Origin of the sequence: Nocardioides sp. (assembly GCF_041913365.1) — a bacterium.
GTDB lineage: Bacteria > Actinomycetota > Actinomycetes > Propionibacteriales > Nocardioidaceae > Nocardioides.
This window is the reverse complement of the sequence record NZ_JAYSFM010000002.1, coordinates 415849-431868: the sequence shown is the minus strand read 5'-3', so window position 1 is coordinate 431868 and position 16020 is coordinate 415849. Positions and strand designations below refer to the sequence as shown.

The 16020-nt window shown below is 72.3% G+C and carries 7 protein-coding genes; 2 read left to right on the top strand and 5 right to left on the bottom strand.

What is annotated here, in order from left to right:
- The first annotated feature begins 34 nt into the window (after nucleotides 1-34).
- On the top strand, nucleotides 35-346 hold the full coding sequence (locus ACE3QY_RS07030; protein WP_374455293.1) for a helix-turn-helix domain-containing protein: 312 nt from the start codon (nucleotides 35-37) through the stop codon (nucleotides 344-346).
- 190 nt (nucleotides 347-536) lie between these two features.
- Here ACE3QY_RS07030 and ACE3QY_RS07025 read toward each other — a convergent pair whose 3' ends face one another.
- From ACE3QY_RS07025 to ACE3QY_RS07015, 3 genes are all read right to left on the bottom strand, one after another.
- On the bottom strand, nucleotides 537-1331 hold the full coding sequence (locus tag ACE3QY_RS07025; protein WP_374455292.1) for a DNA-formamidopyrimidine glycosylase family protein: 795 nt from the start codon (nucleotides 1329-1331) through the stop codon (nucleotides 537-539).
- A complete protein-coding gene (locus ACE3QY_RS07020) occupies nucleotides 1324-5841 on the bottom strand; it encodes an ATP-dependent helicase (protein ID WP_374455291.1) in 4518 nt (1505 codons plus the stop codon). The genes ACE3QY_RS07025 and ACE3QY_RS07020 overlap by 8 nt, the downstream gene beginning before the upstream one ends.
- A gap of 86 nt (nucleotides 5842-5927) precedes the next feature.
- Nucleotides 5928-7187 (bottom strand): sulfatase, encoded by a 1260-nt coding sequence (locus ACE3QY_RS07015; protein ID WP_374455290.1) that lies wholly within the window; start codon nucleotides 7185-7187, stop codon nucleotides 5928-5930.
- Between the two features lie 89 nt (nucleotides 7188-7276).
- On the opposite strand from ACE3QY_RS07015, the gene ACE3QY_RS07010 reads away from it, so the two are divergent.
- Complete coding sequence (locus ACE3QY_RS07010) at nucleotides 7277-8410, top strand: glycosyltransferase (protein WP_374455289.1); 1134 nt, start codon at nucleotides 7277-7279, stop codon at nucleotides 8408-8410.
- A 44-nt stretch (nucleotides 8411-8454) separates the two neighbouring features.
- Here ACE3QY_RS07010 and ACE3QY_RS07005 read toward each other — a convergent pair whose 3' ends face one another.
- Nucleotides 8455-8751, bottom strand: a complete 297-nt coding sequence (locus ACE3QY_RS07005; RefSeq protein ID WP_374455288.1) for a hypothetical protein — start codon at nucleotides 8749-8751, stop codon at nucleotides 8455-8457.
- On the bottom strand, nucleotides 8748-15977 hold the full coding sequence (locus ACE3QY_RS07000; RefSeq protein ID WP_374455287.1) for an IPT/TIG domain-containing protein: 7230 nt from the start codon (nucleotides 15975-15977) through the stop codon (nucleotides 8748-8750). Before ACE3QY_RS07000 ends, ACE3QY_RS07005 begins: the two co-directional genes overlap by 4 nt.
- Between the last annotated feature and the right edge of the window lie 43 nt (nucleotides 15978-16020).

The window sequence follows — 16020 nt, the reverse complement described above, 5'->3', positions numbered from 1 at the left end:
CGACTCCACTCGACCCAGAGCAAGGACTTCGCGCATGGTGCTCTTCCGACGACTGCTCGGTGAGGTGCTGCGAGGCGCCCGGATGCAGCGCGGGATGACCCTGCGGGAGCTCTCGGCCGACGCCCGCGTCAGCCTCGGCTACATCTCCGAGATCGAGCGCGGCCAGAAGGAAGCCTCCTCCGAGCTGCTCGCGTCGCTGTGCCAGGCCATGGACCTGCCGCTGTCCGACGTGCTCCGCGAGGTGGCCGACGCGGTGGCCCTCGAGGAGATCGCCGCCGGCGTCGTCGCCGACGCCTCGATCGCACCCGCGCGCCCGTCGGGCGACGTGGTCGCCTCCGCCGCTTGACCGGGCGCTTCGTCCCCGTCCGGGTCGTTGACGGGGCGGTTCGTCCCCGTCCGGGTCGTTGACCGGGCGATTCGTCCCGGTGTCATGACCGCTTCCGGGGGACGAAGTGCCCGCTCGGCGTGCGTGACGGGGAGGAAGTGCCCGCTCGGCGTGCGTGACGGGGAGGAAGTGCCCGGTCGGCCTGATCGTGTCAGCGCTCGGGCTGGCAGCTCGGGCACCAGTACGCCGCCCGCTCCCGCCCGGGCTCGCCGACCATCGCGACGGCGATCGGGGTGCGGCACCTGCGGCACGGGGACTTGTCGCGGCGGTAGACCCACATCCGCTCACGCTCGCGCAGGTTGCCGGTGGTGGACTGGATGGCCCGCTCCTTGTTGACCGCCAGCATCTGGTGCGCCCGCCGGACCAGGCGGGGCAGCTGCCCGTCCACCGCGGCGACCGACGTCGTGGGGTGGATGCCGCTGGTGAAGCAGAGCTCGGCCATGTACATGTTGCCGACGCCAGCCAGGTTGCGCTGGTCGAGCAGCGCCTCCCCGACCGGGCGCTCGGGCTGGCTGCGCAGCCGGGCGAGCGCCTCGTCCTCGTCCCAGTCGGGGCCGAGCAGGTCGGGGCCGAGGTGGGCGGTCAGGGCGTGCTCCTCGTGCCGCGGCACCACCTCGACGATGCCGAGGGAGAAGCCGACCGCGGAGCGGCCCTCGACCCCGAGCACCACCCGCGCCTGCTCGGCGGGGCGCCGCCACTTCTCGCCCGTCGGGTAGACGTGCCAGGAACCCTCCATCTTGAGGTGCGTGTGCAGGGACCAGTCACGCTCGTGGTCGATCCGCGTGATCAGGTGCTTGCCGCGGGAGAAGCTGTGCCGCACCGTGGCGCCGGTCAGGTCGAGGGTGGCGTAGGCCGGGACCCGGAAGTCGCTCACCAGCAGCTGTCGGCCGCTCAGGGCGCGGTCGAGCTTGGCCGCGGCGCGGTAGACGGTGTCGCCCTCAGGCACGCAGCCTCAGCCCCTTGGGCGTGGCGACGAAACCGGCGGCGGACAGGGCCTGCCGGATCGGGGTGTCACCGCCACCGCCGATGAGGGCCTGCCCGTCGGCCTTCTCGACCGTGAGCCGGCCCAGGGCGCCGCGCCGGGCGGCCTCGGCCAGGGCCTCCATCGCCGGAGTGAGGACGTCGGCGTCCTCGCTCCACGTCAGCAGGGTGCGGCCGCCGCGCTCGACGTAGACCGAGAGCGCGCCGTCGACGAGCACCACCAGGGCGCCGGCCTTGCGGCCCGGTCGGTGGCCTGCCGCCTCGCCGAGCGCCTCGGGCCAGGGGAGCGCAGCGCCGAAGGGGTTGGCCGGGTCGGTGGCGGCCAGCGCCACCACGGCCGGCTTCGCGCCGGCCTTGGTGCTGTCGGGCTCGGAGAAGGTGCGCAGCCGGTCGATCGCGCCGGCGCTGCCGAACTGCGCCGCGCCGAGACCCTCGATGAAGTAGCCGCGGCGGCAGCGTCCGGTGTCCTCGAAGGCGCTGAGCACCTTGTAGACGCCTGCGAACCCACCCGCGACGCGCTCGCTGACCACGGCGCCGCGAGTCACCACGCCGTGTCGCTCGAGCAGGTGCTCGGCGCGGGCGTGGGCGCGCCGGGTCGGGTCGCCGTCGCGCTCGGGCAGGATCGCCCACCGGCCGGCCGTCTCGGGCGGTCCGGTGCGCACCGGCATCCGCCCGCCGGTCGTGCGGCCCAGCCGTGGTGGCGTACGCCGCGTGCGGTGGGAGGGCGTGCCGCTGCGGACGAGCGCGCGGAGCGGGGCGAGCGTGTCGTTGGTGACCAGGCCCTTCCAGACCAGCTCCCACAAGGCGGTGGACAGCTCGGCGTCGCTGGTGGAGCCCACCCGGTCGGCGAGCTGGCGGAAGAACCACGCGCCCCCGCCGTCGAGGAGGTCGAGGACCGCACGCTGGACGCCGGTCGGCTCGTCGCCCTCGACCTCGGGGAGGGTGAGGTGGGCCTGGTCAGTGAGGTGCAGGCTGACCCAGCCGTCGCTGCCGGGTAGCGGGGCGTGGCCGGTCCAGATGACCTCGCCCGAGGCGGTGAGCTCGTCGAGCATCGACGGCTCGTAGTCGCGGACGCGAGCCGCGAGCACCAGCGGCTCGAGGGCGCTGGCGGGCACCGGGCAGCCGGCGAGCTGGTCGATGGCGGCCACCACGCCGTCGAGGCCGCGCAGGTTGCCGCCGACGCGCTGCCAGGCGGGCAGGAACCGGGCGACGGCGGCCTGGTCGACCGGCTCGATCTCCTGGCGCAGCCGGGCGAGCGAGCGGCGGCGCAGCTTGCGCAGCACCTCGGCGTCGCACCACTCGCTGCCGGACCCCGACGGCCGGAACTCGCCGTCGAGCACCCGGCCGCGGTGGGCCAGGCGCTGCAGGGTCTGGCGGGCGACCGCCTCGCCGAGCCCGAGCCGGGTGGCGACCTCGGCGGTGGTGAAGGGTCCGTGGCTGCGGGCGTAGCGCGAGACGAGATCGCCGAGCGGGTCCTCCGGGAGCTCGAGGAAGGCGTCGGGCGTGCCCACGGGGACCGGCACGCCGAGCCCGTCGCGCAGTCGGCCGATGTCCTCGATGGCGGTCCAGCGGTCCTCACCGGCCATCCGGACCTCGACGACGCGGCGCACGTCGGCGAGCGAGGCAAGCCAGCCCTCGACGTCGGCACCCTCCACGGCACGGGCGCGGATCTCCTCGGCGGAGAGCGGACCGACCAGCCGCAGCAGGTCGGCGACGGCCTCGGCGTCGCGCGCCCGGCGGTCGGGGGCGAGCCACTGGAGCTCGGTCTCGACCTCGGCGAGCACCTCGGGGTCGAGCAGCTCGCGCAGCTCGGCGCGGCCGAGCAGCTCGGCGAGCAGGCCCTGGTCGAGCGAGAGCGCGGCGGCGCGGCGCTCGGCGATGGGGGAGTCGCCCTCGTAGACGAACTGGGCGACGTAGCCGAAGAGCAGGCTGCGCGCGAACGGGCTCGGCGACGTGGTGGCCACGTCGACGACCGCGACCTCGCGCCGCTGGACGCGGCCGAGGAGGGTGACGAGGGCGGGCAGGTCGTAGACGTCCTGGAGGCACTCGCGCACGGCCTCGAGGACGATGGGGAAGGACGGGTACTGCGAGGCGACCTCGAGCAGCTGGGCGCTGCGCTGGCGCTGCTGCCACAGCGGGCTGCGGCGGCCGGGGTCGCGGCGGGGGAGCAGGAGGGCACGGGCCGCGCACTCGCGGAAGCGGCTCGCGAAGAGCGCCGACCCGCCCACCTCCTGGGTGACGAGCTGCTCGATCTCCTCCGGCTCGAAGACGATCACCTCGCCGGTCGGCGGCTCGGCGTCGGTGTCGGGGATCCGGATCACGATGCCGTCGTCGGAGGCCACGGCCTGGCCGTCGACGTCGAAGCGCTCGCGCAACCGGGCGTTGATCGCCAGCGCCCAGGGCGCGTGGACCGGGGTGCCGTAGGGGGAGTGGACGACCAGGCGCCAGTCGCCGAGCTCGTCGCGGAAGCGCTCGACCACGACCTGCGTGTCGCTGGGCACGACCTGGGTGGCCTCGCGCTGCTCGCCGAGGTAGGTGACGAGGTTGGTGGCGGCGTAGTCGTCGAGGCCGCGCTCCTTGACCTGGGCGACCGCCTGTTGCGGCGGCGCGCTCGCCAGCTCGCGGGTGAAGGCGCCGACCGCGGCACCCAGCTCGGCCGGGCGGCCGAGGGCGTCGCCCTTCCAGAACGGGAGGCGTCCCGGGATGCCCGGCGCCGGGGTGACGAGCACCCGGTCGTGGGTGATGTCCTCGATCCGCCAGCTGGTGGCGCCCAGGGCGAAGACGTCGCCGACGCGGGACTCGTAGACCATCTCCTCGTCGAGCTCGCCCACCCGGCTGGCCTTCTCGCCGACCAGGAAGACACCGAAGAGCCCGCGGTCGGGGATGGTGCCGCCGCTGGTGACCGCGAGGCGCTGGGCGCCCGGTCGACCGCTCAGGGTGCCGGTGACGCGGTCCCAGACGATGCGCGGGCGGAGCTCGGCGAACTCGTCGCTGGGGTAGCGGCCGCTGAGCAGGTCGAGGGTCGCGTCGTAGGCCGCGCGAGGAAGCCCGGAGTACGACGCAGCGCGCTGCACGAGGGCGAAGAGCTCGTCGACCTGCCACTCCTCCATCGCGAGCGCGGCGACGACCTGCTGCGCGAGCACGTCGAGCGGGTTGGCCGGGACGGACATCTTCTCGATCGCGCCGCTGCGCATCCGCTCGACCGCGACGGCGGTCTGGGCGAGGTCGCCGCGGTGCTTGGGGAAGAGCACACCACGGCTGGTCTCGCCGACCTGGTGGCCGGCACGGCCGACGCGCTGGAGGGCGCTTGCGACGCTGGGCGGCGACTCGATCTGGACGACCAGGTCGACCGAGCCCATGTCGATGCCGAGCTCGAGGCTGCTGGTGGCCACGACGCAGGGCAGACGACCGCGCTTGAGGTCGTCCTCGATGATGGCGCGCTGCTCCTTGGAGACGGAGCCGTGGTGCGCCTTGGCGATGACCGTCCCGGCGCCGCTGCTCTGGCCTGACTGCGCCATCACCTGGGCGGGCGGCTTGCCGGGGGCCTCGGGCTCGCCGCCGGCACGCTCGGTGGCGATCTCGTTGAGCCGTGCGGTGAGCCGCTCGGCCAGCCGCCGGGAGTTGGCGAAGACGATCGTCGAGCGGTGCTGCTCGACGAGGTCGACCACGTGCTCCTCGACGTGCGGCCAGATGCTCGTCGACCGGCCGGGGTCGCCCGACTCCTCGTCGTACTCCTCGGGCATCGTCATGTCCTCGACCGGCACCACGACCCGCAGGTCCCACTCCTTGGTGCTGGGCGGGGCGACGATCTCGACGGGCTGCGTGCCGCCGAGGAAGCGGGCGACCTCGTCGAGCGGGCGGACCGTCGCGCTCAGGCCGATGCGCTGGGCCGGGCTCTCCAGCAGCGTGTCGAGCCGCTCGAGGCTGAGGCCGAGGTGGGCGCCGCGCTTGGTGCCGGCGACCGCGTGCACCTCGTCGATGATCACGGTGTCGACGCCACGCAGGGTCTCGCGTGCCTGGCTGGTCAGCATCAGGAAGAGCGACTCGGGCGTGGTGATCAGGATGTCGGGTGGCGTGGTGCCGAGCTTGCGCCGCTCTGCCGGGCTGGTGTCGCCGGACCGCAGCCCGACGGTGACGTCGGGGACGGTGGTCTCGAGCCGCTCGGCGGTGTTGCGGATGCCGGTCAGCGGGGCACGCAGGTTGCGCTCGACGTCGACGCCGAGCGCCTTGAGCGGCGAGATGTAGAGGACGCGGGTGCGCCTCGACTTCTCCTCCGGGCGCTCGCTGCTGAGCAGGCGGTCGATCGCGTGGAGGAAGGCGCTGAGCGTCTTGCCGCTGCCGGTCGGAGCGACGACCAGTGCGTGCTTGCCGGCGGCGATGGCCTCCCACGCGCCTTCCTGTGCGGGCGTCGGGCTCGCGAAGGATGCCTCAAACCACGCACGCGTGGGCGCGCTGAAGCGGTCGAGGGCGGTCATGCCCTGCAGTCTGTCAAAGGGGTACGACACCCGCCCCGCCCTTGCGGCTGGGTGGCGGCTCTCAGCGCACGTTGGACGCGGCTCAGCTACTGCTCGAGCCGGCGCAGGTCGCGGCCCTGGGTCCCCGTGAGCTCGGCGGTCCTCCGCGACCATCCGGAGACGTCGGCGTCGCGCAGGCTCCGGAGCTGGTGCGGGTCGCGTTCGAGGTCGTACAGCTCCCACTCGCCGGTGCCGGTGTGCTCGACGTACGCATGGGAGCCCTCGCGAAGCAGCGCCCAGTCGAGGTGGGTGTTCTCGATGATGAGGCGGCGTCGCCACGACGACCAGTCGCCGGACCTGAGCGGCCTGAGCATGGACCGGCCGTCGAGCTCGCGACCGGTGTCCGGGTCGAGGCCGGCGATGTCGAGCGTCGTGGGGAGCAGGTCGACCTGCGAGACCAGCGCGTCGACGTTCCGTGGCTCGACGCCCGGGCCGCGTACGGCGAACGGGATGCCCGCCGCCTCCTCGTAGGGCTGCGACTTGTGGAGCAGCCGGTGCTCGCCCAGCAGGTAGCCGTTGTCGGAGACGAAGAAGATCCACGTCCTCCTGAGCTGCCCGGTGCGGCGCAGGACGTCGAGGACCTTGCCGATCTGGTCGTCGACGTCCTGCAGCTCCTCGAGCTTGCCCTCGAAGATCTTCTGCATCCGGCGGCGGTCCTGCGGCGGGAGGTCACGCAGCCACGTCGGCTTGTCGCTCATGTCGGCCTCGTTGAGCGCCGGCGGGTCCCAACGCACATCGTCGAAGTCGTCGGCGTGCTGGGGGCTCGGCGTGTACGGGCCGTGCGGCGCCGTCGGCGAGTACACCGCGAACCACGGACCCGTGTCCTGGTGCCGGCGGATGAAGCGCCGCAGCCGCTTGGCCGCCAAGCGGTCGAACGCCCGCTGCGAGGCCACCTTGCGGATCGCGCCGTCGACGTTGATCCGGGGGTCGTCGATCATGCCGTCGAGCAGCGTGACCCAGCGGTCCCACCCGGGGGCGACGTACGTCGGGTCCTGGGCGAGGCCGTTCATGTACTTCCCGAAGTAGCCGGTGCTGTAGCCCGCCTCGCTCAACCGGGTCGACGCGGTGTCCCGGTCGTGCCCCTGGGCCACGAAGGGCTGGTGCGTCATGTTGGTGTCGCACCGGTGGTTGTGCGGGTAGCGGCTCGTGAGCATCGAGGCGCGGGCCGGCCCGCACAGCGGCATCGCGCTGTAGCCCCGCCGGAAGTGCACCCCCTTGCGCACCAACCGCCTCCACGTGCGGTCCATCGACCTCAGCGTCGAGCGCATCTGGTCGTCCGTGATGATCCACAGGACGTTGTCGGCCACGGGCCACACCCTACGCATGACCCCCGTTTGCCGGCCTCACTCTCGCGCGGCCCGTTGCAGGCAGGCCGGGCCGGTGTCACATTGAGGGCATGGCTCGGGTGCTGTTCACCACGTGCCCGGCGTACGGGCACGCGCTCCCGATGCTGCCGCTGGTCCGGGCCGCGGCGCGGGCGGGCGACGACGTACGGATCGCCACCGGTCCCGACCTGGCCGACCGGTTGGCGGCGCGCGGGCTGGAGGTCCGGGCGGTGGGGCCGAGCTGGGAGTCCGCGTGGTCCGCGCACGACGCCGTGTGGGCGGACCCCGACGTCCCGGAGGAGCAGAAGATGCTGGACGGCGTCGTCGCGCTCTTCGGCACGCCCGCCCTCGCCCGGCTCGAGGACCTGGTGGAGCTGGCCTCGGAGTGGCGGCCGGACGTGGTCGTCCACGAGGTGCTGGAGCCGGCCGGCTCGATGCTGGCCGACCGGCTCGGCGTGCCGGGCGTCGTGCACGGCATCGGACCGATGTTCCCGTCGTACGCCTTCCTGATCGAAGCAGCGGGAGCGGCCATCGGGCGGCCCGGGCTCTGGGAGCGGCTCTCCACGGAGCGGGCCGTGGACCTCTGTCCGCCCTCGTTGCAGCCGGGGGGTCCGGCACCGTGGGACGCGACGACGGCGGTGCGCCCCGACGCGGGTGAGCCCGGCCCGGTCCCGCCCGCCGTGGCCGAGGCGCTGACGTCGGACGGCGACCTCGCCTACTTCACCCTCGGCACCGTCAAGAACGCCGACGCCACGGACTTCCGGGCCGGACTCGACGCCCTCGCCGCGTACGACGGGGTGGTCGTGGCGACCACTGGTCGACCGATCGACCCGTCCGAGCTGGGACCCGTGCCGGACAACGCAGTCGTCGTCGAGTTCGCGCCCCAGAGCGCCGTGCTCGCACGCGCCGACCTGCTCGTCTCCCACAGCGGGTCGGGGACGATGCTCGGTGGCCTCGCCCACGGCGTGCCGCAGGTCGCCCTGCCCCGCGGGACCGACCAGCCGGAGAACGCCGCCCTGATGGCCCGAGCCGGCGCCGGCGTGGTCGTCGCCCCGGAGGACTACGCCGTCGACTCGATCGCGGCCGCGGTCGCGCAGATCGTGGGCGAACCGGCGTACCGGGCGGCCGCCGAGCGCGTGCGCGAAGAGATCGCGGCCATGCCCGACGCAGACGCCGCCTGGGCCGAGGTCTCGTCCGGCTCCTGAGGACGTGTGCGTGGTGAGCAGGCAAGGCGTGCTGGCGAGCCGGGTCAGCCGTCCTCAAGCACGCTGTCGTCCTTCCCGCGGATAGTCCACACCTGGCCGGGGCACCACCTCTCGGTGAGCTCGGCGAACACCGTGCCGTCCTCGGTGGTCACCTCGAGGTCCGTGTCGGAGCAGTCGTTGGTCGTGAACCGCCACCGGCCGCCGTCGGGCGGGATGCGTTCGACGTTGTAGAGCACCTGGTCGGTCTCGTTGACGATGTCGAGCCCTCCCGCGAGGTTCTCGCACGCCGCGGTCGACCCGGCGACCGCGGCGAGCAGGAGCACTGTTGCGACCGGCCTCACCGCGCCCCCTGGACCGGTGCGTCACCGAGGACGCCCCTGACCGGCTTGCTGGGGGTCGGCCGCGACCGGGGCTTCCGGTTGCGCGGCGCCACGTCGTCACCCGTCAGTGCCTCGACGGGAGGCATGGAGTAGTCGGTGCCGTCGACCGCGAACACGGCGGTGATCGGAGAGCCGCTGCTGGCAGCGCCGTCGGGCTGGCCCAGGCTGTAGACCTGCGCGCCGACGGAGTCGATCGCCGCGAGTGCCGCGCTCTCGCTCAGGGACACGCCGTAGTAGAACACGAAGCTGCGTCGTCCTCCGTCCGGCACGATGTCGCCGAGCGCGATGTCGATGAGGCCGCCGTGGTCTGCCGGCCCGGCGTCCTCGAAGTAGCCCTCGCTGCCCAGGTGCGTGAGGGCGTTCGCCGGGTTGGGGTCGGCGAAGCCGTCGTTGCTCGTGTAGTGGACGTAGGAGTCAGCGGCCCCGGGGCGTCGGCCGAACGTGACGTACTCGTGGAACGGGGTGGGGTCGACGTCCCAGTCGAACGCCCGCCGGTAGTGCACGTCCTGCCAGGTGGAGAAGCCCGTGTTGACCACGTCCACCTCCACTCGGTAGAGGTCGGGGTGGCTGCTCGGGGTGAAGCGGTGCCGGATCCGGAGACCCATCGGGCCACCGACGAGCTCGGTGTCGCTGGTGGCGGACGTGCCGTCGAAGTCGAAACCGGTCGAGAGGAGGTTGGTCGACGTGCCGCCCACGACACTGCCGGCGGATGCGGCAGTGTTGCCGATGCCCCATCCCTCGCACGCACACCCGTGGGCCAGGACCTCGCCCTGTCCGATGTCGGTGCGGCGCAGGCCCACTCCTCCGTTGATCAGTCCGCCGTAGGCGTTGAGACCGAGCTCGACGTTGCCGGAGCGGAGCGTGCTGCCCGAGGAGAAGAAGCTGGCAGACCACGAGGCGTCGTCGTCGAACAAGTTGCTCTTCGTGCGCTCGACCGAGATCAGGTGCAGCACCGCGGTCGGGCACGAGTCGGTGAGCTGGAGGGTCACCCCTCCACTGTCTCCCTCGATGTCCACGCGACGCGGGACGTCGCAGATCGTCGAGCGCTTGTCACCGTTGCCGACGCTCTCGATCGAGGTGGTCAGTGCGCTGGCCTTGATCTGGTCGTCGGTCGACACGGTGAAGGTGAGCTCTCCCGTCTCTCCGTACGGCTTCGTCACCTCGATGAACTTCGAGCCACTGGCCTCGAGGGACACCTCGCCGTCGATCGAGTCGCCGTGCTCGATGTCGTGCGGCTCGAACGGGACCCGGGACTCGGGGAGCTCACCGCGGAGCCGGGGGCGCCAGTACGAGTCGACCTGAGCCGGCGGGAATCCGAGCCCCAGCTGCTCCTCCAGCACGTAGGTCGACCAGCGGAAGCGCTCGATCTGTGTCTCGTACGACGTCCCCTCGTCGGCGAAGAGGTCCTCGATCGCCGAGGTCGGCGGAGTCGGGATGACGCCGTCGCCGACGGTGGCGAAGATCGACTCGACCGCGTCGACCCCGTGCTCCTGCTCGAGGAACAAGGGGAACGGGAAGCCTCCGTACTCGGCACCGAGACCCCCGGGGGAGTTGATGGGCAGTCCGGGCATCTGCTCGGTGGGCTGGTCGAACTCGCGGTCGGTCCTGGCGAGGTACTTGTCCAGCTCCTGCGTGAAGTTGAACGACGGCTGCGCGTGCATCGCCGCCCAGTTCGCCGTGGCCTCGTTCCACCACCACAGGTTGTCGGCGTTGCGGCCGCCGTCCATGGGCCTGCTGACCAGGCGATAGTCGCCGAGGTTGATGTACTGCCACTGGATGACGTGGAAGAACTCGTGCATCGGGAGGTACTTGTCGGTGGCCCCTCCCTGCGGGCCCATGAGGATGAACTCACCAGGGGTGAAGCCCGAGCTGCCCATGAAGGGGGAGTAGTAGACCGGGATGTCATGGTCCGGCCGTCGGAAGCCGAGTCGCCCGTACTCGTCGTACGCGCGCTCCAGGGAGTCGCCGTGCTCGACGATCATCGTCGGGGTGCTGCCACCGGGTCCCGGCCCGCCGACCGCCGACTCGTTGTAGAAGAGCACGAAGTGATCGGTGCGATGGATGCACGCGAGCGTGATCTCCGGGATGCGTGGCAGGTCGATCGTGATCCCGCCTCCGGTGCAGCCCGCAGCCAGGGCGGTCGTCCTGGACCCGCCGCCCGAGGTCCTTGCTCCGGAGCTTGCGCCGCCGGAGTCGACCACGGGGTTCGCGAGCTGGTCGAACAGAGCCTGCTGCGCGGGGGACAGGTCGGCGGAGACGTCCGTGAGCAGGCGCAGGAGCGACTCGTCGCCGCCCTCGCCGTCGGCGACGAGCTGCGCGTAGGGCTCCGGGAGCGACGAGGGTGCGAGAGCGGCGGCGTACGCGTACGCCGTGACGTCCTCGGCCGTGAGCAGGCCGACTGCCCGGTGGTTGGCGAGCGCCTCGGTGAGCGAGGGTGAGTCCGCCACCACGACCCGGGCAGAGGCGCCGCCGGCGTCCGGGTCCTCAGGGCGGACCTCGAGCGTGTACTCCCCGACGGGGAATCGTCGATCGGCGCCGTTCGTCTCTCCGGTGGGCCAGTCGACCCGGCAGGTGCCGTCGCCGACGTCCGTGACAGGGCCTAGATCGGTCGTGGTCTGGGCGTGGGTGGCGACCACCGTGGCGCTGCTGCCGGACGTGCACGAGAACGTGATGCGGGCGTCGCCCCACAGGAGCTGGCCCTCGACAGGTGCGATCAGGGCACTCGTCGCGAGGACCTCGATGCGGCGGTGCGCAGTCTCGGACCAGCGGCCCTGGGTGTCCTGCGCGCGCACGTGCAGGTACCAGATGCCGGGATCGAGGGTGGCTCGTCGGGTCGTCTCCCAGCCCGGCTCCGTCGGCGTGCTGTCCGCGTCCTGCGTGATCGAGACGGCCCAGGAGTCCACGAGGTCGGTGGGGTCGGAGGCCGTCCAGCGTCCGACGAAGGTCCGGCTCGCGTAGGCGCTCGCCTCGTCGGGGTGCGTGGTCGAGCTGAGGACCGGCGTGCCGGGGCCTTCGTCGTCCACGGTGATCGTCATCGACCGGCTGGAGCTCCAGTGGCCGGCGCGGTCGCGCGCCTTGACGGTGAAGACCCAGTCGCCGTCCGAGTCCAGGGTGTCGTTCCAGGTGGCGTCGGTGGAGTCGATGACCTCGTCCGGCGCGGTGGCGCGGTCCCGCGACATCGTGTAGCTGTAGCCGGAGACACCCGACGTCGCGTCGCTGCCGCTCCAGCTCAGGGTCGCCTGGGCGGGACCGAGCCGGTCGGGCAGGGCGTGGGTGGGCGACGTCAGGTCGGACACGACCGGTGCGGTCGTGTCGATCCGGAACCTGTGGTGGGACGGACGTCCTGCCTCTCCGGTGGTGAGGACGGTTCGGACGTGCGCCCAGCTCTCCCCGTCGGGCAGGGACTGCGAGATGCTCCAGTCCGCCTGCGTCGACGTCGTCCCGGGGTCTGTGGTGGGGCTCGAGTCCAGACGGACGGCGTGACCCGCCACTGTTCCCGACACGTCGGTGGTCCACGAGAGCGACGCGACAGGGTCGGTGACCCACTCACTCGACCCGCTCGGCACCGAGAACCGCGGAGACCCCACGCGGGTGTACAGCTCCAGCCTCCAGCTGCCCCGGACGCTTCCCTCGGGGTCCACGACGATGACGTGGGCGCCGGTCGAGGCGGGGGTGAACGTGACCACGTCGTCGGGGGCACTGGCACGCTCCCCGGAGTCGACCACCTGTCCGGCCGGCCCGGTGACCCGGATCATGGCGTTGCCCGACGACTGGTCCACGCGGAGCCGGTAGGCGACACCAGCCGTGAGCGTGGCCGCGAGGGTGACGTTCTGACCCGCGGCGGCGGTCTCTACGCCGACGAGCTCCCCACCCACCTCGATCGCGTGCGTGGGGTCGGTCGGGACGTCGTTGACGGTGACGTCGACCTGGCCGGTGTTGGTGCCCTGGGGGTCGATGAGGAGGGTGTAGGTGCCGGTGGTGGGCAGGGTCTTGGTGTCGATGAAGGTGCCGGAGTTGGAGAAGTTGGTGGCGGTGACCAGAGCGGTGCCGTCGGGTCGGAGCAGGCTGACGCGTGCGGAGCTGGAGGAGGTGCCGAAGGTGGCGCCGGTGAGCTCGATGCTGACGCGTTGGCCGGTGGTGGCGTCGAAGGTGACGGTGCCGTTCTGTCCGGGCACGGTGGTGGTGATCCGGGCGGTGTCGCCGCCGGGGGTGGTGGTGGCGACGGGGTCTGCTGGGACGTCGTTGACGGTGGCGTCGACCTGGCCGGTGTTGGTGCCCTGGGGGTCGATGAGGAGGGTGTAGGTGCCGGTGGTGGGCAGGGTCTTGGTGTCGATGAAGGTGCCGGAGTTGGAGAAGTTGGTGGCGGTGACCAGAGCGGTGCCGTCGGGTCGGAGCAGGCTGACGCGTGCGGAGCTGGAGGAGGTGCCGAAGGTGGCGCCGGTGAGCTCGATGCTGACGCGTTGGCCGGTGGTGGCGTCGAAGGTGACGGTGCCGTTCTGTCCGGGCACGGTGGTGGTGATCCGGGCGGTGTCGCCGCCGGGGGTGGTGGTGGCGACGGGGTCTGCTGGGACGTCGTTGACGGTGGCGTCGACCTGGCCGGTGTTGGTGCCCTGGGGGTCGATGACGATCCGGTAGGTGCCGGCCACGGGGAGCGTCAGGGTGTCGAGGAACACGCCGCTGGTGCCGAAACCGGTGGAACTCCTGAGGGTCGATCCGTCGGGTGACCGGACCGCGACCGTCGCGCTCCCGGACGACGACCCGAACGTGCTGTCCGTCAGCTGGATGCTGACGCGCTGGCCGGCCGCGCCGTCGAAGGTCACCGCGGCGTTCTGCCCCGGGTTCGAGGTGATCACCGTGACCTCGTCGCCACCGGGCACGGCAACGGCCTCGTTCTCCGCGGCGTCGTAGGCGCGGAGGGTGACAGATCCGACGTTGGTCCCGGAGGGGTTGATCAGCACCCGGTGGACGCCGGCCTCCGAGGCGAGGAAGTCGACGAGGGTGCCTGAGGTCCCGAAGGTCTTTGCCGGGACGACGACGGCTCCGGACGGCGACAGGACCGTGAGGTTGGCGCCGGTGATCGAGGACTCCGAGAGGTTGAGGCTGATCCGCTGGCCCGCGTCCGCAGGTAGCGTGAGCTCCAGGTCCTCGCCCGGAACCGTGGTGCTGACCACGCGCGGGCCGTCTGCGGGGGTGATCGACCCGCGCGCGCTGTCGGGGACCAGGAAGACCTGGATCCGCGCACTGCCGACGGCGGCTGAAGCCGGGTCGAGCGCCACCTTGTGCGTGCCGGTCGCGGTGAGCGCGACCGTGTCGACGAAGAGGTCCGAGGAGCCCAGGCCCCGGGGGGTCACCAGCACGGTTCCGTCCGGCCTCACGACGCTGATCGAGGCGCTGCTGGTGGACGCGCCGTAGGTGCTGCCCTTGACGAGGTAGCTCGTGCGCTGCCCGGCGACCCCGTTGAAGGTGGCCGCGCCGTTCTGGCCGGGGATCGAGGTGGCGACCTCGTTGCTGGCGCCGTCGGTCGCGACGGCGACCGTGGCGTCGGCCGGCACGGCGTACAGGCGCGAGGTCACCGATCCGGTGAGTGCCCCCTGCGGGTCGACGAGCACGGTGTAGGTCCCGGCGGTCGGCAACGCGAAGGTGTCGACGAACGTGCCCGCGGTGCCGAACCCCCGGGGGCTGACCAGCACGGTGCCGTCCGGTCTGCGGACCGACACCTGGGCACTGCTCGTGGAGGACCCGTAGGTGCTGCTCGACAGCATCAGGCTCACGCGGCTCCCCGAGGAACCGGTGAACGCCAGCGACGCGTTCTGTCCCGGCACGGTCGTCGTGGTCGTCACCCCGTCGCCGCCGGCGGCGAGGGAAGCCTCGACAGTGCTGGCGTCGAACAGGCGGACCTCGACCTGACCGACGGCGGTGTCGGCCGGGTCGACCACCATCGAGTACGTCCCCGCCGTCGGAAGCTTGACGCTGTCGAGGAAGGTGCCGGTGGCGCCGAAGCCCCGCGCGGTCACGAGGGCCGTGCCGTCGGGCTTGAGGATCGACACGCTCGCGCTGCTCGTCGACGATCCGTACGTGCTGGCGGCGAGCTGCGCACTCACGAGCTGGCCGGCCGTGCCGGTGAAGCGCACGTTCGCGTTCTGGCCGGGCGTGGTCGTGGCCGGTGTGACGGCGGCTCCATCGGTGGCGGCCTCGAAGACGGCGTCCGGGCCGACATCGTGCACCTTGACCGTCACCTGTCCCGTGACGGCGAGCTGCGGGTCCACGAGCACCACGTAGGTGCCGGCGACTGGCAGCTTGAAGGCGTCGAGGAACGTGCCGGCAGTGGCGAACCCACGCGCGGACACCAACGTGGAACCATCCGGCTTCAGCACCGAGACGCGCGCGTTGCCGGTCGAGGCTCCGAACGTGCTCGCACTGAGTGCGACGCTCACTCGCTGGTTCGCCGCGCCCGAGACCGTCACCGCCGCGTTCTGGCCCGGAACCGTGGTCGCGGCCACGACGGCGGGGCCTCCCGGCGCTGCCGCGACCTGGGTGTCCGTCGGGACGTCGAAGGTGCGGAGCGTGACCTGGCCCGTGGCGGCGCCCTGGGGGTCGACCAGGACGGTGTACGTCCCCGTCTCGGGCACCGTCCGCGTGTCCAGCCAGAGCCCGGCGTTGCCGAATCCCGTCGCGGTGACGAGCGCCGCCCCGTTCGGGCGGAGCACGCTCACACGCGCCGTGCTGGTCGACGAGCCGAAGGTGCCTGACGACAGCTGCAGGGCGACCCGATCGTCCTTGTCGGCGGCGAAGGTCAGCAGGGCGACCTTGCCGGACGTCGACACGGTGGCGGTCACGGGCGTCTCCCCGGTGCGCCCGGTGAACTCCACGTCCGCCGGCACGATCGGCGAGGGCGGCACGTAGACGTCTGCGGGGGAGGTGCCGGACCCGGAGGAGGTGGTGACCACGACGGGACCGCTGGTGGCACCCGTGGGGACGGCCACGGTGAGGCGGTCGGGGCTCGACGACGTGACGCTGGCCGGCCGACCGTTGATGGTGACGGTGTTGTCCGTGGGCGTCGAGCCGAATCCGGTGCCCGCGACGTCGATGGTGGTGCCCACCGCGGCGACCGCGGGGGCCACCGAGGTGATGGAGACGGTGGGTGCAGGGTCGGCCCACGCAGGGCTCCCCGGCGCGACCGTCGCCACGCACACGAGTGAGAGGCCCGAAATGAGAACACAGAGCTGACGC